17 protein-coding genes and 1 riboswitch are annotated in these 21,719 nt (G+C 45.8%); of the genes, 9 read left to right on the top strand and 8 right to left on the bottom strand.

Annotated elements, in window-relative coordinates:
* Positions 1-79: 79 nt before the first annotated feature.
* Positions 80-544 (bottom strand): hypothetical protein, encoded by a 465-nt coding sequence (locus EL84_RS09640; protein ID WP_047841520.1) that lies wholly within the window; start codon positions 542-544, stop codon positions 80-82.
* 383 nt (positions 545-927) lie between these two features.
* Between EL84_RS09640 and EL84_RS09635 the strand changes: the two genes are divergently transcribed.
* Positions 928-1,611 carry a type 1 glutamine amidotransferase domain-containing protein gene (locus tag EL84_RS09635; RefSeq protein ID WP_047841519.1) on the top strand — a complete coding sequence of 228 codons (684 nt, stop codon included), beginning with the start codon at positions 928-930 and terminating at the stop codon, positions 1,609-1,611.
* Positions 1,612-1,714: 103 nt separating this feature from the next.
* Here the strand turns inward: EL84_RS09635 and EL84_RS09630 are convergent, their stop codons facing one another.
* The 4 genes from EL84_RS09630 to EL84_RS09615 form a co-directional block, all read right to left on the bottom strand.
* On the bottom strand, positions 1,715-2,674 hold the full coding sequence (locus tag EL84_RS09630) for a 2-keto-3-deoxygluconate permease (RefSeq protein ID WP_047841518.1): 960 nt from the start codon (positions 2,672-2,674) through the stop codon (positions 1,715-1,717).
* Positions 2,675-2,680: 6 nt separating this feature from the next.
* Complete coding sequence (locus tag EL84_RS09625; protein WP_047841517.1) at positions 2,681-4,138, bottom strand: glycoside hydrolase family 1 protein; 1,458 nt, start codon at positions 4,136-4,138, stop codon at positions 2,681-2,683.
* Between the two features lie 48 nt (positions 4,139-4,186).
* Positions 4,187-6,115: a beta-glucoside-specific PTS transporter subunit IIABC gene (locus EL84_RS09620; protein WP_047841516.1), complete on the bottom strand. Its 1,929-nt coding sequence runs from the start codon at positions 6,113-6,115 to the stop codon at positions 4,187-4,189.
* Positions 6,116-6,254: 139 nt separating this feature from the next.
* Complete coding sequence (locus EL84_RS09615; RefSeq protein ID WP_235200849.1) at positions 6,255-7,100, bottom strand: PRD domain-containing protein; 846 nt, start codon at positions 7,098-7,100, stop codon at positions 6,255-6,257.
* A gap of 329 nt (positions 7,101-7,429) precedes the next feature.
* Between EL84_RS09615 and EL84_RS09610 the strand changes: the two genes are divergently transcribed.
* From EL84_RS09610 to EL84_RS09580, 7 genes are all read left to right on the top strand, one after another.
* Complete coding sequence (locus tag EL84_RS09610; RefSeq protein WP_047841515.1) at positions 7,430-7,966, top strand: sigma-70 family RNA polymerase sigma factor; 537 nt, start codon at positions 7,430-7,432, stop codon at positions 7,964-7,966.
* The gene (locus EL84_RS09605; RefSeq protein ID WP_047841514.1) at positions 7,950-9,074 is read left to right on the top strand and encodes a DUF4179 domain-containing protein; all 1,125 of its coding nucleotides are present in this window, start codon (positions 7,950-7,952) and stop codon (positions 9,072-9,074) included. Before EL84_RS09610 ends, EL84_RS09605 begins: the two co-directional genes overlap by 17 nt.
* Before the next feature lie 34 nt (positions 9,075-9,108).
* Positions 9,109-9,690: a VanZ family protein gene (locus tag EL84_RS09600; RefSeq protein WP_047841513.1), complete on the top strand. Its 582-nt coding sequence runs from the start codon at positions 9,109-9,111 to the stop codon at positions 9,688-9,690.
* A 201-nt stretch (positions 9,691-9,891) separates the two neighbouring features.
* Positions 9,892-10,524 (top strand): uridine kinase, encoded by a 633-nt coding sequence (gene udk / locus EL84_RS09595; protein ID WP_036616377.1) that lies wholly within the window; start codon positions 9,892-9,894, stop codon positions 10,522-10,524.
* Positions 10,525-10,636: 112 nt separating this feature from the next.
* A complete protein-coding gene (gene csaA, locus EL84_RS09590; RefSeq protein ID WP_047841512.1) occupies positions 10,637-10,966 on the top strand; it encodes a chaperone CsaA in 330 nt (109 codons plus the stop codon).
* A 346-nt stretch (positions 10,967-11,312) separates the two neighbouring features.
* Positions 11,313-12,584, top strand: coding sequence for an S-layer homology domain-containing protein (locus EL84_RS09585; protein ID WP_047841511.1), 1,272 nt, complete (start codon positions 11,313-11,315; stop codon positions 12,582-12,584).
* 482 nt (positions 12,585-13,066) lie between these two features.
* Positions 13,067-15,967 (top strand): DUF5704 domain-containing protein, encoded by a 2,901-nt coding sequence (locus EL84_RS09580; RefSeq protein ID WP_235431512.1) that lies wholly within the window; start codon positions 13,067-13,069, stop codon positions 15,965-15,967.
* A 718-nt stretch (positions 15,968-16,685) separates the two neighbouring features.
* Positions 16,686-16,879, bottom strand: a riboswitch (cobalamin riboswitch).
* Between the two features lie 79 nt (positions 16,880-16,958).
* Here EL84_RS09580 and EL84_RS09575 read toward each other — a convergent pair.
* Positions 16,959-17,786, bottom strand: a complete 828-nt coding sequence (locus tag EL84_RS09575) for an AraC family transcriptional regulator (protein ID WP_047841510.1) — start codon at positions 17,784-17,786, stop codon at positions 16,959-16,961.
* Positions 17,787-17,988: 202 nt separating this feature from the next.
* Here EL84_RS09575 and EL84_RS09570 point away from each other — a divergent pair, with 202 nt between their 5' ends.
* The gene (locus EL84_RS09570) at positions 17,989-19,290 is read left to right on the top strand and encodes an alpha-glucosidase/alpha-galactosidase (protein WP_047841509.1); all 1,302 of its coding nucleotides are present in this window, start codon (positions 17,989-17,991) and stop codon (positions 19,288-19,290) included.
* A gap of 117 nt (positions 19,291-19,407) precedes the next feature.
* On the opposite strand, the gene EL84_RS09565 is transcribed toward EL84_RS09570, so the two are convergent.
* On the bottom strand, positions 19,408-20,109 hold the full coding sequence (locus EL84_RS09565; RefSeq protein WP_047841508.1) for a response regulator: 702 nt from the start codon (positions 20,107-20,109) through the stop codon (positions 19,408-19,410).
* A 1-nt stretch (position 20,110) separates the two neighbouring features.
* Positions 20,111-21,712 carry an ATP-binding protein gene (locus EL84_RS09560; RefSeq protein ID WP_235431511.1) on the bottom strand — a complete coding sequence of 534 codons (1,602 nt, stop codon included), beginning with the start codon at positions 21,710-21,712 and terminating at the stop codon, positions 20,111-20,113.
* Positions 21,713-21,719 lie beyond the last annotated feature (7 nt).

Below are 21,719 nucleotides of genomic sequence, written 5' to 3'. Positions count from 1 at the left end.
ACACAAAAAGAGCGAAGTTTCGGAATTTGAATTCCGACTTCGCTCTTTTTGTGTTGTTGTAGCAGTTAATCATCCATTCTTAACGCATGTTACCGATGATGGATGATCTTGAATCCTGCATTTTTTTTACAAAGTTTGTCATGACATCAAACGCTTCATTGCGCTTGTTGGACATGGACTGCAGACGAAGCATGTCCATCTGTTGCGAGTTGCTTGCAGCATCAATTTGACCTTTCAGCTTTTGAACAGCTGCTTCATCCCCGTTTTGCTGGGCTACCTGCAATTGAGAGTTCAACTCCGCGATCTGTTGATTACGGTTCTGTACTTCCTGGATTTGCGTTTGCAATTGCGCATCCAGCAATTTGGCGCGTTCGCTCTGAACCATCATCAAAGCCGTTTCGATATCCATACTGCTAATGTTGATAGGTGTTATGCCAGAGATGTTGGAGACTGAAACTGTGCTCGCTGAAGCTGAAGAGACGATGGATACTGCAGCAACAGCAGCAACTACAGTTGAAGCGAAAAATTTGCCTGAACGTTTCATGAATGTTCCTCCAAGTATATATGTAATTTGTACCAGTTTTTCGTTGGCATCTTCCGCCATTCTAAATCAAAAGAACTAGTTGTACAATCAAATTAACTTCAAATTTGAATTAATTTCAATTTCCCTTACACCCGCCTACCTCCGCTTACAATTTGAGTAAATTAAGCAGGGCATAATAAGTAAAAGTGCATTCTTACGGGCATATTTACTACGACTAGTTTGTTCTTTACTCCAACGCTTGAAAGTCACATTGGAGATTGACGATACGTTCATGATTTTACTTTAGAACATGGTTATGTTATATTCACTAATAGATTTTACACAATTTAATTTTGTGATATTTAATATAAATTGATGTTATATACTTTACGGGAGGTTTTTATATGAAAAAGATACTGGTTGTTCTCACAAATGTAGATAAGTACGCAACGAAGGACGAGCCTACGGGCTTATGGCTAAGCGAAGCAACTCACTTTATTGAAGAGTTTGACCATAATGACAATGTTCAGATCGATCTGGTCAGCCCTAAAGGTGGGAACGTACCTCTTGATCCGAAAAGTCTGGGCGACTCTCTGGATGAGAGCACCAAAGCCTATTTCGAGAACGAAACGTTCATGAACCAATTGAAAAATACGTTGAAACCTGGCGAAGTGAATGCAAGTGACTACGATGCAATCTACTTCACAGGCGGTCACGGTACAATGTGGGATTTCCCGGACAATGCCGAACTTCAAGAGCTTTCTCGTGAAATCTATGAAAAAGGTGGCGTTGTATCCGGCGTGTGCCACGGGGTTACAGCCCTGTTGAATGTGAAGCTGTCCAACGGCCTGCTTTTGATCAACGACAAAACCGTTTCCGGCTTCACGAATGAAGAAGAAACATTGGCTCAACAAACCGAGTATGTTCCTTTCCTGCTGGAAGATGCATTGAGAGAACGCGCTGCACAATATGATAAAGCTGCTGCCTTCAGCTCCTATATCACAACAGATGGCCGCGTGGTCACAGGACAGAATCCGCAATCCAGCAAAGCTGTAGCTGAAAGTGTTAAACAACTGCTGGATCTGTAAAATAAACCGATCGATCCCTCTCCTCCCCCAGGAGATCATATAGATGTACAAAGCAAAACAGCACGTGATCCGTCATGACCTGACAGAACACATGCTGTTTTTTCTAGTGATTTGTTGATGCAGAAGCTTCCGTCGCTGTTCCTCCAGCCAAACGCTTCACGATATAAGGCACGGTCACCGACGTCAGGATCACGGCAAACGCAATCTGAGCGATAGCTGTATCCACATAAGGCGCATACGCCGGATTGAATTCGGCAGCCATCGATGGCACCACCATGGACAGTCCAGCAACCGAACATGTCGCAGCCGCAGCGTAACCGGACCGTCTTAATATCGTGCGATCGATTCCAATGAGCGGCAACATGCAGATCAGCAAAAATAACACTGTGACCAGCAAACCGGACAGACTGGACTGAAATGCTATACGCAGATCAATATTGGACCCAAAGCTTGTGCCCAGGAAAGGCAGCAGAATCAGTGTCCCCGGAGCGAACATCTTCTGTATATTACTGTCCAGATTACCAAGCAGTATGCCGATGAAGAAAGGCACCAGCGTAGCAATTACACTGAGGTAATCGATACCGACGCCGCTTGCCGAATTCAATATCATGACCGGAATAACCGGTACAGCGATCAGATTCAGAATGCCAAACGCAGCACGATCCACATCATCTCCGTACGTGTTCATCAAGGCCAGATATAATCCCGGATTACAACTGGTCAGAACGGCAATGAAGGCTACCGCAGACACTCCTCCAACCCCACTTATGCCAAAAAAGTGCACAAACGCCCAGCCGAACAGACAGCTGATGAGGATGCGTGAAATACAGAGCACCCCTGCTCTCTTCAAAGTCACCAGAAGCTGTGACAAGTTAAGCTGTGTTCCTGATATCAGTAAAATCATACCGATCAGCACCATGGTACCTTTCGATGTGAATAGCGCTGTTGTTGGATCTCCGATCTGAAAAAACGATGGAAACACCGTGTTGATGACCGCGGCGACCAGCATAGGAACAATCAGCAAGCCGCCGGGTATTTTTTTGATACGACCCAAAATGTTCATGGTGCGTTACAGTTCTGCTCCGTTGGTACGGATCACATTCTGATACCAGAAGAAGGAATCCTTACGATATCTTTTCAGCGTACCATTGCCATAGTCGTCCTGATCGACATAGATAAATCCGTACCGTTTGCTCATCTCGGAGGTCCCTGAACTGATCATGTCGATAGGTCCCCACATCGTGTATCCCAACACTTCGACCCCATCGGCAATGGCGAGTCCCATCTGTTCGATATGTTTGCTCAGGAAATCAATCCGGTACGGATCGTTGATCGTTCCGTCCTCATTCAGTTTGTCGTAGAAGCCTGAGCTGTTCTCCAGAATAAAGACAGGTTTTTGATATCGATCATAGACGAGATTCAGCGTATAACGCAGGCCAATGGGATCAATCTGCCAACCCCACTCGTTAGCCGGCAGATGCGGGTTTTTATATACACTGTGTACATTGCCTGCCGTTAGTTCGAGTTGTTCGGTATCACTACTGGAAATCATGGAGTTGTAATACGACATCCCCACAAAATCAGCCGTGTGTGCGCGAATGCTATCCAGATCGCCATCCTCGATGTTCAACTGGATTTCCTTGTTTTTAAAATACGTTTTACTATAGTAAGGATACTCGCCTTTATTGAGCACATCGAGATAAAATTGATTTTTCATCTGATCATCCTGCTGCATCTGAAGTGCGTCCTCCGGCTTGCAAGTGTAAGGATACGTTGTAAAATAAGCCACCATACTTCCGATCTGGTTATTCGGATCAATCTCATGTGCCATCTTGGTTGCTCTGGACGCAGCTACAAATTGATGATGAAGCCCCTGGAACAACATTTCCTCATAATTCGGAGCATCATAATCAATGATTCCCAGCGTTTTGGCCGATGCTTTCACGCTCATGTTAATCTCATTGAATGTCACCCAATATTTCACTTTGCCCTTGTAGCGATTAAACAACAAATCACAATAGTTCACATACAGATCAATTAGCTTGCGGTTATACCATCCTCCGAACTTGTCCATCAGTACAATTGGTGTATCAAAGTGACTGATGGTGATCAAGGGCTCCATACCGTGTTTAAGACATTCATCAATAACTTGATCATAGAACTCTAATGCCTTTTCATTCGGAGCGGCATCGTCGCCACCTGGAAATACTCTAGCCCATGAAATGGAATAACGGAATACTTTGAACCCCATCTCGGCAAACAAAGCGATATCCTCACGGAAATTATGATAAAAATCGATCCCCCGGCGCTTCGGATATTTCACCGTATCCGGGTCATTCCTGGCCTCTTCAATCATCTCCCAATTAACCCTGATCTGCTTGGTCACTTTACGGTCGTTCTTCTCGTTAAATTTCATCACTTCTGGAATGGTAAGACTCTTGCCGTCCACATTATAAGCTCCCTCGGCCTGACAGGCAGACAGTGCACCGCCCCACAAAAAATCTTTTGGAAAATTGGAATTCGTCATTTTAGTTTCCTCCTGTTATTACGTGTTATTAAGGTCTTATTACAAGTTTTATGGAATCAGCTTGATCAAAGGTTCACTCTCCCGGATCGGGCCGCTGGTCGCTGTAGTCAGCACATCTCCGTACTGTTGCATGTTGGTTACCACAATCGATGTAATCGTGTTATATCCTGCTGACGTAATGCCCTCCGGATCAAACTCCACCAATAAATCTCCGGCTTTGATTGTCTGTCCCTGTTCGATATGGGCGTTAAAATATTTCCCTTTCAAACTGACGGTATCCACACCGATATGAATCAGGATCTCGACACCATTCGCGGCCTTCAATCCGATGGCGTGTTTGGTGCGATAAAGTGCTTCGACTACCCCGTCAAATGGAGCGTATACCTTGCCATCTGCCGGAACGATTGCAATGCCTTTACCCATCAATTCTTGGGCAAACGCTTGATCCTCCACTTCAGAGATCGGTTTGATCTCCCCTGTCATTGGACTAACGATAAGCATGTCAGAAGATGTGGATGTCAGTGATGATACGGACGCTGTAGTTGCCTCTGTGGCAACGGCTGTCTGATTGCTATTTACTTTATCCGTAGCTTGCTTCTTCGATTTATTTCCATCTGTATCTTCCTTGATGCCAGCCAACAGCGTGAACACAAACCCGAGTACAACGGCGGCAATACAACCAATAACGACATACATGTAACGATCAGAGGAATACGTGCCAATTGCCAATACACCTGGAAGTGAAATTGCATTCGCTGTTGTATGCACCAAGCTGTAGAATCCACCGACTAATCCACCTGCCAGGCAACCTGCGAAAAAGGGACGTTTGTATTTCAGCGTTACACCATAGATCGCCGGCTCGGTAATCCCGAACAACGCGGTGAATCCACTCGAAGCAGCCGCTGATTTCATCGTTTTACTCTTCGTTAGGACAAACACACCGAAGGCTGCTCCAGCCTGAGCCAAATTCGCCGCCAGTGCCGTTGGTAACAGAACGGTTGCACCCAGTGTAGCCACTTGTTGAACCTGAATCGGCATGATCGCATAGTGCATACCAAACATGACCATAATTGGTTTGAAAAATCCAAGAATCGCACCAGCAAGAACACCTGCGGTTGAGAACAATGAGTTAATGCCATTGGTCAACCAGTCACCGATATATGAACCTACTGGACCAAGCACGATTAGTTCCACTGGAATCATAATGAACAAAACAATCATTGGGGTAAGCAGGACCTGTAGAAACTTGGGAATCACTCGATTGACGATTGGATACACATAACTCATGATCCATACCGCTAGAATGATAGGAATGACGGAAGAGGAATATTTCATCAACAGAATCGGCATGCCGAGAAAATCAATACTATTTACACCCGTCTCGGCAATCTGAGCCGCAGCGTTCAAAATGGTTGGATGCATTAGTCCCGCAGCAAGAGCTACCGCCAAATAGGGATTAGTTTTGAAACGGTTTGCTGCACTGACAGCCAGGAAGAACGGCATGAAGTAGAAAATGCAGTCCCCGATCATGTTAATGATCGTCAGGAAACCGGAGCCTTCCAGGTAACCCATGGCAGTTATAACGGTAGCCAAACATTTGATCATCCCGCAACCAACGAGTGCTGGCAGAACAGGCGTGAATATACCTGCGATGGTTTCAAGCACTACGTTGACGGGGTTACGTCTCTTTTTCGGTCCACTGTCTGTAGACTCCGTAAGCTCGCCAATATGGTCAGAAGTTAAATTCTTCACTTCACTGTATACCGCGTCTACTTTAGCACCGATAACAACTTGAACCTGTCCACCGGAATTTTGTGCCTTGAGCACGCCTTCGAGCTGATCCAGTGCCTTGAGGTCTGCTTTGTTATCATCCTTTAATACGAATCTCAAACGGGTTGCACAGTGTGTTAGCCCGGATATATTTTGCTCGCCGCCAACGAGATCAAGTACGTTTTTAGCCAAGTCTTTATTGTTCATGACCCTTCTCCTCTACATGAATAAATTGGATATATAAAAAATGACCAAGCCGGGGAATCGTCATTCCCTACGCTTGGTCATGCCTGATCGAATCAGTAACAGTCCAATATGGATTATTTGGTTAGTTCCTTCATTAGGTTCATTCTGTTGGTTCATTCGAGATCAATCGTTGAATATGCAAGATCAAGTATAATTTTTCATCATCCGAACAGGTCCAGCCATAGTTATTTTTCAGAAAGTCCGCAATCTTCTCCACACAAGCGAGTTCTTTCGGAAACTTCTCCTTCACCATTAGAAACAGCGATTCATTCTCGTCTTTGAGCGACTTACCGCTCATCTGCCTCAGAATGAAATACCGGATATGTGTGGCAAAGCGCATGAAATGGATGGAATCCTCCTGAAAGTCAATTTTGAGCGCATATTTGATCACGGACAGGATCTCGCCCGTAACTGTAGTTACCTTGGTGGTATCCGTCATCTCTCCCGATCCAACCTGTGCATTAACAAAATGCAGAGCAATCAGTGTTGTTTCGGCTGTTGGCAGAGCGATATCCGTTTTTTCCTGAATCAGCTTCAGCGCAGCCTCCCCCACCCGGGTCTCGTCCGGATAGAGTGTCCGCACTTCCCATTCCAGCGGATTTTTGATACGGATGCCTTCTCTCGTTCGGGTTAATGCAAAACTGATATGGTCGGACAGGGTGAGAAGCAGATTCGGGTTAAATGTTTTATTCAGGATCTGACTACCCAGCTTGATGACTTCCTCCGCGAGATAAATATCCTCAATCGGAATACTGTTCAGCAGATCATACATACGGATGTTCTTTGGTGCTACAAATATTTTCTCCACCAAGTCCGTCTCCGTCAGCTCATAGGGCGTTTTAAGAAATCCTACACCCTTGCCTACGACAAAAACCTCTTCGTTATGTTCATTAATAGCGATGGCCACGTTATTGTTTACTTTCTTGATAACCTTCAATGTTCTCACCCCCCAACAAAAATAAAAAAAGACCGAAAGCGATTACAGTAAAGCAATCGAATTCGGTCATGCCTGGTTTCCCCAGTAACAGTCCGTGTTATGAATATAAGTTTATTATAGTGCTGTTTTTGAAAAAGTCAATCATCCAATCTTAGGGAAAAATCAACCTCTCTTATCATTGAAGGGAACGCAGAGACCCGATACGTCATATATAACAACGCCCTTTTTTAAAACTATAAAAAGAAAATGTGACCATATGCCCTACCCGCCAGTCTAATTCATATAAAAACCAGCCAAGTGCTGGCTTCATCCCTCCAATACGAAAGGAGCTGTTATCCATGGGTTCAACCGATCTCGTTAACCAGGCCATCCAAGGAGATCGTGAAGCCTTTATCCGGCTTATTCGAGACATTGAAAACTCTTTGTACAATACGGCAAAATCCATGCTGCGAAAAGAGGAGGACGTGGCCGATGCCATTCAGGAGACAATCCTGAACGCATACAAATCGGTGCATACACTCCGGGAACCCCGGTATTTTAAAACCTGGCTGTTTCGTATCCTCATCAATGAATGTAACACGATGCTGTCCCGCCGCTCTCTCTCCACCGCTTATGCGGAAGTACCTTCAGTAAAGCGGGAGCATTCCAGTCCCTACGATGAGGTCGATATGCGAGAAGCGGTAGACCGTCTGGAGGAATCGAAACGAATTGTTGTCGTTTTGCATTATTTTGAGGACCTGTCCCTGCGTCAAGTCGCCGATGCCCTCAATATTTCCGAAAGTGCAGTGAAAATGAGACTTACTCGGGCAAGGCAGGAGTTATATCAGAAATTCAAAAATTTTCGGGAGGTAAACTTACATGTCAAACCCGTTTAATATCGATCAGGAATTAAAGAACCAAGCGAAGGAGCGTCCCCTGATGTCTGAACTCGTTCGTAACCGGATTGATGCCACACTGGAATCTCTGCCGGTGTCGCCAGACACATTGAAAACGGAACAGACTTTGCGCTCCAGTCGCCGGAACAAGCGATGGCACAAGGCTGCAGCTGCGACGATCGCAGCCGGAGTGTTGGGCGTTACCGCATTTGCATCCGGCTTTGTATCACCGGCCATGGCTGCCTCCTTGCGCAATATTCCACTCGTGGGCAGCCTCTTTAGCTCGATAGAAGCCGATATGGGTCTGCGAACGGCGGGCAACGAAGGCTTGACTACCCCTGTTAACAGCAAGGTCGCTTACCAGGATGTGAAGCTCGAAGTGCTTGAAGCGGTATATGATGGTACACGTGCTGCGTTTCTGGTTCATTTCACTGCGCCTAATCTGAATCAAGGCGAATATGACAATGGCAAGGACATCGTGAAACTGAGCAGCGGAATTGAGGATGTCTTTTTAAAAGTCGACGGGACCCGTCCGAATAGCGGACTGTTCTATAGTTCGGTAGGAGAAACGCAGCCAGATACACTGCTCTTTGAGCAGGTCATTTCCTCCGATCAGGGAACGGCACATTGGCCGGATCAGTTCGATGCTCAAGTTCAATTGACGTTGCAGGGCATCGATCATGAGTTCGAGCTTACGGTTCCATTTACCAAATCAACAGAAAACATTCATCAGGTTCTGCCTAACACAGCCATGACCAACGATCTGTATATGGCCGCTGTTAAGGAAGCTGTGGTTACCCCTGTCACCACTCGTCTAACTACTGTTATCAGTTTGAATGATAAGAATACACTTACGGCAAAGGAGCAGGAAAAGCTGAGTCACATCGGATTTGCCGTCTATGATGATCAGGGGCGGCAACTGACCTCACTTAGCGGCGAAGGCATATACGAGGGTAACCAACTGAAATCGGAACGCATATATGCCACAACAGCCAAGGATGTAAAATATCTGATAGTGAAACCTTTCGAGATCAAGGATGACTTCGCCGAAGAGGTTAAAGATACACAATTCATCAAGGGAATGGAAATGAAGATTCAGCTTCAATAGCCTAATATTATTGCCTTATCGAAGGAGCTATTCCATGTCCATCCAATATTCAATCTCATCTCTCATCGTACTTGGTCCATTATTCGTTCTGGTCCTGCTCGCCCTCATGCTCCATGCCAGGGTGAGCAAAACCAGGTACACGGTTAGGCAGTATGTGTCGATGCTCGCATTTGCCATATATATGTTGGGCGTTATGCACTTTGTATTTTTCCCTATCGACGTGAACATCGGAATTTATGCCAATCAGACCCCATGGTATCAAAGCATTCAATGGATTCCGCTTCTGACAGCGGATGCACCAAGCTTTCTCCTCAACATTGTGCTGTTTATGCCACTGGGGTTCATGCTTCCTTTCATAAAGCCTTGGATTCATTCGATGCGAACAGCAGCATTAGCGGGATTAGCTCTAAGTTTCCTCATTGAAATAACACAGCTCATGCTTCGAGTAACCCTCGGCAACGGTCGCAGTACCGATCTGAACGATATAATAGCCAATACAACAGGAAGTGTACTTGGTTTTATCATCCTGAATCTGTTCACCAAAAGTTCCATCGGCCAGCGACTAATGGCACTATGGGAGTCACCACAGGGAGTATCATCCAAAAATATGCAGTAAAATGAATATGAGCATGCATAACGCCCCTTGAAGGCAAAACATGGTCCATTCACCAAGATGAAAAAAGTCGAGTGCTATGGTACAATGAAGGAATTGTGTATTCAGAGACAGACATGTGGATAAAGGCCATGAAAGAAGGATTTCTGATGCGCTTTTATCCATTCATCATGCTGCCATTTTAGGGAGGCTTATGGAACAACCATGCTCATTATTGGTATCGCCGGAGGAACCGGCTCCGGTAAAACGACGGTAGCTCGCTCCGTCATAGACCGTCTGGGATCAGCTAAAGTTACGTTTATATCCCAAGACAATTATTACAAAGACCAGTCGCAGCTCACACCTGAGCAACGCCGACTCACCAATTACGATCACCCGTTTGCATTCGATAATGATCTGTTGATTGAGCATCTCACCCTGTTAAAAAAAGGCCAAGCGGCGTATGCCCCCGTATATGACTTCACCATAGATAACCGTGCTGCCAATGAGACCGTTGAACTGGCACCGAACCATATTGTCATTGTAGAAGGATTGCATGTGCTGATTGACGAACACCTTCGCAGTCTAATGGACATCAAAGTATTTGTTGATACTGATTCCGATGTGCGGATTTTGCGTAGAGTGCTGCGGGATATTGAGGAACGCGGACGCACGATCCAATCCGTGTACAAACAATATCTTGAAACGGTAAAACCGATGCATGATGCTTTTATCGAGCCATCCAAAAAGTATGCCGATATCATTATTCCAGAAGGCGGACATAATGAAGTAGGTATTCAGATGTTATCCATCCTCACCGAGAAATACCTCACCGGAGAGAATTGGAACGGCGCTTAATTTGTTTCAAAGCAACACAACAGAAATCCAGGTTACGATACAGCGTAATCTGGATTTTTTGTTGATTTTTCATTTATAATAGTCCCCAATAGTTGAAAGGAGATTTACCCCTATGGCTACTTTTGAAGAGTTCATGCAGCATGACATCCGGGTTGGTACCGTGGTGGAGGCCGAACCCTTCCCCAAGGCTCGCATTCCCGCTATTAAAATGACGATCGACTTCGGACCACTTGGCCTGAAACGTTCCAGTGCTCAGATCACCCAGCGCTATACCCCTGACATGATCATCGGCAAACAGGTCGTTGCTGTAGTTAATTTTCCACCCCGGCGGATTGCCGGTTTTGTCTCTGAAGTACTTGTGCTTGGCGGCGTGCCTGGTGAAGGCGATGTTGTCTTGCTCTCACCGGATAGCCCATTGCCTAATGGAACACCGATAGCCTGACTTTATTTAGAGTAAGAAGAATATGGGCTTTTCAAATGGTTGGAAATCGAGTATTCTTGATTTATTGATTATTGAATTGACTATTGATGCAACTACATATGTTGGAGACCTTAAAGCATAAGGCTGTGAATCTGCGGATTCGTGGCCTTTTTTTGTGTTTTTTGGAGGAAATATAGGTCTGGAGAAGTAGTAAGAGTTCTATGCAGAGGAGGAAATATATTGATAAATCATACCAACAGCCTAGTTTTACATGGTAGAATATTGATTATTATTACAAATTTAGTATCTAGTAGCCTGAAAAGTACATATCAAGGAGAAAAATTCACAATTGAGAGGAGTAAAATTCATGAGAAAAATGATAATTTCCGGCGTAACGGCATTGGCTTTATTAACAGGGGGTATCGTAGGTTTTGGAGGTGTTGGGAGTTCTGTAGAAGCCGCACAAGCTACAACTACATTCAAGGACGTTCCAGCTACACACTGGGCATCCGCAGCGATTAACTCAGCCGTGGAACAAGGTTATTTCAAGGGGTATGCCGACGGGACTTTTAAACCCAGCTCACCGGTCACCAAAGCTGAAATGGCAAGTATCCTGGGACGTCTATCCGACCAGCCTAATGCATCGACACAAGAACAAAACAATTTCACGGACATCCCCGAGTGGGCAAAAAGTGGTGTCTCTACTGCTATAGCAAAAGGTTTTATCAACCCTTCTAATTACAAGGGAAAATTGGATGCACAAGGCGCTCTTCAACGAGGCGAAATGGCTACTTGGCTAACGCAAGGGCTAACCGTGGTTGATCCTGAGTACAAACAAGCACTCTCTGATGTAACCAACACCGTTGTGCCTACAAAGGAATATTTCACTGGTAAACTCGCAAGCGCTCAAAAAAATGCAGTAGCCGTTGCGCTGGGAACAGGACTGATGAGTGTGGCAAACGATAAAACATTTGGCGTTGATCGTACTACAACACGAGCTGAAGTAGCTGTATTGATCGCCCGTTATGCAACAGTTGCCAAGGCAAAACCTGCCGATTTTCAGGGTCTGAATGAGCTGCGGGCGGTGGGTTTGACGGGTACGAATTTGAATATTATTGCGCCTAAGTATCAGAAAACACCAAAAAATAAATTCTTTGATTCGTATGATTACAGTAGAGTCACTGATCAATTCTCTCAAGTCAGAAATAAAGAATTAGTTACAGTTACTAGTTATGCAGATGTTAAATTAAAAAATTGGATTATCATAAATCCGTATGTTACAGGATTAAAACGTAGTATCTATTATCCAGTTTTTGTTGATGAGAAAGATACCTTACTGCGTGGATCGTATTATTCTTTTGCTGAATTTGATTTAAATATTAAAAATTCCATGACTCAACTTCAGGCTGGTAGCCTTTTACAATCTCCAAGTATCAATGCTTTAAAATCACCAAATTCTGAATCTTTCTCTAAATACTCAGTACCACATATTAATGATTTCCTTGGTAGTAAAGGGTTATTTCAGGTTAAGAATCCTACTTACTGGTCGATGGGATTGTTACACTTTGATAAAGAATTAACAACTCAAGTGAAACTTATTACCAAAGAGGGAACCGACTTCAATGTCACATCAAATTAATTTCAAAAGGGTGATTCGCATTGCGTTTCGATTCCGTACTTAAAAAATCATTCATTTCTTTACTCATAATAAGTATATTATCACCTATTCCTTCTATTCTTGCTGGAGGTGGACCGGGGGTAAAACCCCCTTTGGAGGCTCCACGTTGGGAGCCTTCCACCCCAGCAAAATCTCAAAAGAAAGTTAGTCCCGTCGAAGGTAAAGGTACAAGTAATATCGGCATTTACATATATCAACTAGATAATATGAAGTGGCAAGTAGACGGAGAATGTAATGGACAAGAATTATCAAATAATTCTACGACAAATAAACCCAATTCATCCTTGGTGTGTATCAATCTTCCTTTAGACAAACCAGTCTACAAGCCAACTGTATATACAGATAAGCTTGGTGAACCACATCATAGCTCTGAATTCAATTCTGCTTCACTAAAACCAATGTATATGGACAATAAAGATTACTATACTTCGGGTGAACCTATTTTGGTCAGCGTAGATAGTTTCACAGGTGATGCAGTGAAATTTACGATGCAAATCGGAGGTGCTATTGAACCAACAGCCCACAGACCCTATAATCCACCTAAATTCTCTGCCGACTACATATTCAATACGGATATATATTGGCGGGCCTTTGCCGAAATAACCAAAGAGATCAACCTCACAGCTGGCGGGCAACTTAGCTTGAACCAGTCCAAACAATTGAATGCAACGGTCAAGACGAAAACTGGAGATGGAAACTTTGGAGCGGAGACCAATGTAAACACTGGCAGCGGTGGTACAACTACATGGGAATCCTCCAATCCTGGTGTTGCTACCGTTAGTAATTCTGGATTAGTCCAAGCTGTCAGTAGGGGAACTACAACCATCACCGTACTGTGGAAGAAAGATGGATTTCAGTTAACTACCACTACAAACATTGGTGTTGAAGAGAACCCAGGTACTGGCGAGGGCGACGGTAACGGAGGCGGTGGAGGTTGCACACCAACGATTGGACCACCTTCTGCTGGAACCATCATGAGCATGAATGATCTCGATCCAAATGCCAACGGTGTTATTAAGTCAGATAACAGAGATAATGAGACATTCAATGTGTTAAAAGGAATACCTACTTCCGAATCACTCTACACAAATGCCTTTGCTGACAATTATCTGTTTAAACAAGCTTGGGCGAAAATGAGCGGTAAAGTTACATACAACTGTAATGTCACAATCCCGTACGACAGAGAGTGGACAGTACCTGGACCAGAGGAATGTGATGATGATGGTTGTACACCAGGGCCACCTGTACCCGCGAACGACACGGTACCCAAGCCATACAACTTCCAGATCACAAGAGACTACTCCTACTGGAAAATTAACAATCTGGAAGTATACAAGATCGCTAAAGCAACCATGAATAATTACGCTTTGCCCGGTGAGACCGTTACGATGAATCCAACAGGATACACACCACCAACACTAGAGTCTAAAAATGATGAAGCCGTAGAAAGCCATGTACGACCAGGACAAACCTCTTCAATCTCATATACTCCACCCAAATTAACAGGTGGTTTGAACCAACCTCCCAGTGTGCCAGATGATACATCACGGTTAAAAGGGATGGCTGAGTCCAACACACCTCAAAGTAAAGTGAATAATGATCTAGTGAAATTCAACAACACAACCATTATGAATGATGTGGAAGCAACCAAAGATGGCCCGACGCCATCCAATATTCCTAATCCAACAACGATTGGGCGTGATGTGCTGTACAAACCGGGTAACATGATCAGCAATTCCCTGCTGAATAAGGCAAACACCACAAGCTCTGGTGAAATCTATTATGATTTGCTACCGGGTAACGTGAATGGGGGTGCCAATAAAATATTACCGATTAACGGCATCAACACGGTCACGGTACACACCCCTGTCGTCAACTACGCCTGGGTATCGGATGATCAACCGCATAATCAGAAAACCGTACCGGACCCAACCAGCGCTGCACTCATTCTGGAACGTCCGTTCATTGTGCGAATTCCCACATCAGGACAGCACTTGGACGCAGTGAGTTATCCCGGTTATGGGAATCGGGACTATGCCAAATATTTTCGAATCAAACAGGTGCAATTCCCGTTTGATGTCTATAACGCAGATCGGAGCCAGTTTATCCCTGCTAAGACATGGATGGATATTCCGGTCAATCAACTGGACACCACATTCTATCTCCCTGTATGGGTAGACGAAGGCAAATACCATATTGTATTCCGCAATATTGCAGAGAATGCACCTGCAAACTTTACCGAGCAACAGGATGCCAATACTAATCTGGCACATCATGTTGCAGCGGACACTGTACCGGTAGATGTCATCGGAAGGTTATATGATTTTCACGTCACTGATATCTCTGATTACAACTGGGAAAATGTATTTCGCAAGCGATTGGGTAGTCCCGAACCAACGGGCCTTAGCTACTGGACCGGGATGAATAGCATTGATGGTGATCCGCGAGGTAACTTGGCTCCATTTGTATTGCCCATTCGACCGGGAAGCCACCCGGTACAGGGATTTGCTAACGCAACTGTGAAGACAGGGTACCATTTCAAGTTCGATCTGAAGACCAAGGGCAATATGTTTGGCAAACAGGATGGTATTCGAATTACACCCACTTTTGCTTTTGTGAGTAAAGACGGGACCTCCCGTCAAGAAGTGGATCTGTACTACCATCGAGGCCAGGAACGCCTAATCCGTATCGGATCGGCTCAGGATCTGGAGAAACGCTTTGTTGTGCTGAACTCACGGCTTCGAAATGTACCTGGCACAGAGTTAGGTGATACAGCGCGTTACCAGTATACTTATGAACTGACAGCGGAAGAACGCAGCCAGCGTACGTTGGCAGAACATATGGTTCGCCTGGTCGATCAGACATCTCATCAAAAAACATGGGTAGGTCGTTATGACTGGATGATCCTGTCTGCTCCAATTCGGACACTCATTGGACCCAAAACGGACATTCCTTCCGGGGTCAACGTGGACCGGGCCAATGCATCAATCCAGCGCTGGTACGGGGAGTACAGCTTGCCTGCCGATGTATATGCCGTACCAAAAGGTACAGATCTCGAACCTCTTGCTCGACAAAATCAGCTGGATGAGAAATCGAATATTTTTCTAAAGAATGGTTATATCGTAGTCAACTTCAACATGGAGAGCCTGCGGAATGGAAATACAGAGGCGCCCCATCTGCAATACATTCATGCACCACTGATGAATCAATGGCAGATGGAAGGTTTCAACAAAACGCCAACAGACAGTCAAGGCAGAAACTGGCCGCTGAAGGATGGCGACATTGTCTTTTACCATGCTGATCAGTCCAGCCGGAATGACTTCCAATCCCAAGTACCACACTAGTTTGAATCTCTCATATCAGCACGACTGGCTAAGCATATGTAGCCAACTACATGTGGACAGAAGAGTCTATATGCGGAGTACCTCTCCAAAAGAAGACTGAATATCTGTATACCGATAATCACCCAATGAAGCAATCAATAAATATATGATGAAATAGCCATGAAGTGCCCGACCGAGTACTATACAGCCTGCGCAAAACTATGGTGTGCTTAATGACATAGGTGTACTGAACCACATACGATAAAGCATTCACAAGTAATTCCAGTGTCACATCCCAACTACACACAACATGCCTGTTATACAACAAAAGGGTTATCCTGAAAGTCATCTATGGACTTCTGGGGTAACCCTTCTTGCATCATTCTCTTTTTATAACCTTACTTAGACTATAAAGAAAACCCGCACATTAGTATTATCCTGACAGACTTTCTCCAGGAGACAGGTAGGTTAGCAGGAACGTCAGGAACGTGATGCCGAACAATACGACTACGAGTTGTAATAATCGTTTAACGATATATCTGCTCAAGTGCTCTAACGTCCTTCCCCAAAACTTTATTTATGTGCCATGATGTTCTTCATCCACAGCTCCGCTGAAAACTTATAAATTCTATCAAAAAAAGCGTCCATCTCCATCTTACTGGATGAGGACGCCTTAAACAAACAGATTTCCAGAAAAAATCATGCTTTCTAAACACCTTCCTATCTCCCGTAGGGTACTACTGTGTTTGTAAAACCTGGCAGGTCTCCTGGCTCCAGAATCATCGTCACTTGCAGCTCCTTCCCGGCTTAAACCAGTGGATTATCGCTACCTGACTCCTCTGTTACAGTGGCGGGACCGCGCCGGTATCACACCGGACTTCCCTATTAAGCTTCCACCCTGACGGGCAAAGCACCAAGTTCTACATATTCAATTACACTTCTGTATCAGTATAGCGGGGGACGACGTTTAATGATCAAAACTTTTCTTTCAAATTTGAAACACTAGATGCGTCTAATCTCGATTTCTCGAACCCTTTGGAGACACACCCGTCACTCGCTTGAACATCTTGGAAAAAAGTAATGGGTCCGTATAGCCGACAGAATGGGCCACTTCACTGACCGACAGCCCTGGATTATGAAGAAGTTCGGCAGCCCGATTCATGCGGTACTCCAGAAAAAAGGACTGTAGCGACATGCCATATCGCTCTTTGAACAATCCCGACAGATACGTGCGATCCAGCCCCACAGCTTGGGCAATATCCAGAATGGAGGTTCGCTGGCTGTACCTGTTCTCCATAAACTGCACCGCCTGCCGGATATACGTATCTTTGCTCGAAAGAAGCTGCCCTATTTCTTCCTCCAAAGGCGAAGAAGAGATTAATTCTGCCATCAAGCGGTACAAGAGACTCTGATTCATCACATCGCCTCCCGGACGCGTAGAAGCCTGGACCATCTCCGTATACAACTGTTCCATCGTATTTGTATCATGGGCATCATATATCGGGCGCTCCGGGCTCAATTGGGCACGTTGCATGAATGCTTTGGCTTGTACACCCTTGAATCCAAACCACGAATACGTCCAGGGCTCCTTCGGATCTGCCTCATAATGAATGAGTGTGTCCGGGAGAATGACAAAACCCTGTCCCTCGCTAAGCTTGTATTCCTGATCTCCCATGTACACGGTGCCCCGTCCTTCATGGATGTAATGAACAATGTAAGAATCACGTACACCGGGTCCCCAATAATGCGCAGGATCACATGCCTCCCACCCGAAAAACAACAACATCAGCTCCATCTGTGTCCAGCCTGCGGGAACCACATTCATCTCAATGCGACTCATTTTTCGCCCTCCATCCTGACTTCGTTCCGCTTACCTCTTCATTTAGTCTATTTATATTATAACAGCTAAAGTGCTTCCATATTAGTTGAAAGCGGGAACAAAAATGGGATTATGCCATGTTTGAAAGGGTTTGAGCCATAGTTATATGTGCCGAATCGGCCTATAGTTGGGGTACAACATTTTTCAGGGAGGCTAAACTTAAATGAATAAAATTACGTTCCTCGGTGCAGGCAGCACTGTCTTTGTTAAAAATGTATTGGGTGATGTCATGATGACCGAAGCACTGCAGGATTTTGAGCTGGCATTGTTCGATATTGATGCTGAACGCTTGAGCGACTCAGAGCGTTTGTTGACCAGTCTGGCCCGCTCACTCGGAAGTCGTTGCGTTGTGAACGTATATCATGACCGCAAAGAAGCGCTGCGCGGGGCCAAATATGTCATCAACGCCATCCAGGTCGGTGGATATGATCCATGTACCATTACGGACTTTGAGATTCCGAAGAAATACGGACTGCGTCAAACAATTGCAGATACACTCGGCATTGGCGGAATTTTCCGTAACTTGCGGACGATTCCGGTCATGCTGGATTTCGCCCGAGATATGCAGGAAGTATGTCCAGATGCGTGGTTCCTGAACTATACCAACCCAATGGCCGTGCTTACCAACGTCATGAACGTACATGGTGGGATCAAAACCGTAGGATTGTGTCATAGTGTGCAGGTATGTGTACCACATCTGTTTGATGCACTGGGGATCGATCAGACGGGTGTCGTAGCCAAAATTGCAGGCATCAACCACATGGCATGGCTGCTCGAAGTCACAAAAGACGGGCAGGATCTGTACCCCGAGATTAAACGTCTGGCGAAAGAAAAACAGAAGGAACAGCATGACGACATGGTTCGTTATGAACTGATGCAGCGTTTTGGCTATTATGTAACGGAATCCTCCGAGCACAATGCTGAGTACCACCCTTACTTCATCAAACGGAATTACCCGGAGTTGATTGAACGCTTCAACATTCCATTGGATGAGTATCCACGCCGCTGTGTGAACCAGATTGAAGGCTGGAAAGAAATGCGTACCAAGCTGTTTGCCAGCGAAAATATTGAACATACCCGCAGCCGTGAATACGCATCGCATATTATCGAAGCGATGGAGACGAATAACCCGTACAAAATTGGCGGAAACGTTATGAACAACGGACTGATCACCAACCTGCCTCGCGAGGCTTGTGTTGAGGTACCTTGTTTGGTGGATGGATCAGGAATCAGCCCTACGTACATTGGGGATCTGCCTCCACAACTCGCGGCATTGAACCGGACAAACATCAACACGCAACTGCTAACAATTGAAGCGGCAATCACTGGAAAAAAAGAACATATCTATCACGCCGCCATGCTTGATCCACATACAGCTGCGGAGCTGTCTATCGATGACATCGTAGCGATGTGCGATGAGTTGATTGAGGCTCACGGCGACTGGTTGCCAAAATACACGTCATAATACAAAAGCACCGTTTCCTTTGCAGCTAAAGGGGACGGTGTATTGTTCGTTCTATAGCGCTCACCCGCCGAAGCGTACATCACATCATTTATAAGAAACGCCCCGCTCCATTAAACCTTATTCTGCAGGAAGCAAAAAGCGATAACCAATGCCAGGCTCCGTTTGAATATATCGCGGATTGGTTGGATCTTCATTTAATTTTTTACGCAGATGCCCCACATATACTCGAAGATAATGGCTGTCGGACTCATGATGATGCCCTCCCCATACTTGCTGCAAAAGCTGACGCTGAGTGATGATTTTCCCCGCATTCGAGGCGAGCACCTTCAGCATCTCATATTCCGTCGGGGTTAATCTGACCAAAGTCCCCTCCAGTTCGACCTGCCTTTGGGCCAGATCAACCGTTAGTGATCCGAAGCGCAGTATTGGCTCATCCGTCGTTTTGGCTACATGACGCAGCGCCACCCGAATACGGGCGACCAACTCACCCATCCCGAATGGTTTAGTTACATAATCATCTGCACCACCATCCAGAGCGGCAATTTTGTCTCCCTCCTGATCCTTCGCTGTCAGCACAATAATCGGTACCTGTGACCATTCGCGAATCCGGCGAAGTACCTCCATGCCAGACATTCCCGGCAAACCAAGATCAAGGATGATCAGATCCGGATGTACAATACTGGCCTGAATAACGCCCTCTTCGCCATCCCCACACTCGTGGAGTTCGAATTGGTGTGCCTGAAGGGTGACCTTGAGCAATTTGCGAATCTGCGGCTCATCATCTATCACCAGTATGCGAGCCCCTAGTGGTGCGTTCATGTTATTCTTCAACCTCTCCTTGTTCTGAATAGGGAAACCGTGATCCGTGAGCCTCCATGGGGATATCTATGCGCATTCTCGTTCCCCCGCCCGGATTCGGCTCTGCCACAATGGTACCTCCGTGGACTTCCACAATACCTTTGCAGATCGCCAGACCAAGCCCCGTCCCTGTGACATGCTGAGTCGACTCTGAGCGATAGAACTTATCAAATATACGTATTCTTTCTGCTTCCGGTATACCGATGCCTTGATCAGCAACCATGATCGTCAATTGATTCGGACTTCTATCACTCGCCACAATGATGACAATCTGGGTCTCGTCGGGCGAATATTTGATGGCGTTGCTGACGATATTGACCAGTACCTGCTCCAGCAATACTTCATCTCCGTAAATGAAGGCCGGATCATCAGGCAGTTCAACTTGAATGTTACGATGCGGACTGAATTCCCGAACCTGTGTCAGTACAACGCTGATCATGTCCCCCACTTCACACCATTTCCGATTCAGTTGCAACATGCCGCTCTCCAGCCGAACCATACCCAGCAGATTCGTGACGAGACGATTCATACGCAAAGCTCCATCCCGAATGTTGCCTGTTAATTCTCTCCGATCCTCGGGTGTAAAAAGTATATCATTCTCCAACAATCCCGTAGCCGAGCCGATAATGGCGGTTAGGGGAGTACGCAATTCATGGGAGACAGAATCCAGCAGTGCTGTGCGTATGCGCTCCGATTCAGCAGTGATCTGCGCCAATCGGGCCTCTTCCGCCAGCTTCACTCGGGCAATGGCACCTGCGGCCAGTCCTCCGCATGCTTCCAGCAAACGAAGCTGTTCTTGCTGTTCTTGCTGCTCATGAACCTCACCAACGTCCATGCTCACAGCGAGCACGCCATGAATCTGCTCCTCTGTGCGTAGCGGCACGTAAAGTCCGGGAGATTCCCGTAAAGCGGATGATCCCTTACCTGCGATCTGTCCGTGATTATACACCCATTTGGCAATGGCAATCTCCGACTCTCCATCTCCCCAGCCATCCTTTTCCCCTTCTGATGCGGGTGCAGAAGAGCTTGTAACCAGCAGATCCCCCTGCCCATCCGGAAGATAAACAGCTGCTGGTTTGCCCAAGGTGAGCGAAACCTGGGTTGCAATGTTAACCAGCAACGTATTCAGATCCGTAATGGCTGTCATCTGACGACTCAATGCGTATAGGGAGTTAGTCGTGGCCTCGCGTGCTTTTACCATCTCCAACTGTTGTCGCAATCGACCTGCAAGACTGGCTGTCAGGATCGCCACCGCAAGATATACAACAAAGGAGATGAGATATCTCAAATCCTCAACCGTAAAGCTCAAATATGGCGGGACAAAAAAGAAGTCAAACATAATGACGCTAAAACTCGCGGCATATACAGCTGGCCCCATTCCCCAATACACGGCACTCACCAGGACGGGAAACAGATATATAAGCGCTACATTAACCAAATCACCACTCATGCCGATGGCATGAAGCAGTAAAGTTAGCAGCGTCACCCCGAGGGTCACCCATACATATGCCGGAACCCGTTTCCCGTGGGCTGCCTGCGTTTCTTTTTTTATTTGTTCAGACAATATCCAT

Origin of the sequence: Paenibacillus sp. VT-400 (assembly GCF_001029205.1) — a bacterium.
Classification (GTDB): Bacteria; Bacillota; Bacilli; order Paenibacillales; family Paenibacillaceae; genus Paenibacillus; species Paenibacillus amylolyticus.
Note: the sequence above shows the minus strand (reverse complement) of the source record. Positions and strands in the feature narration are given on the sequence as shown.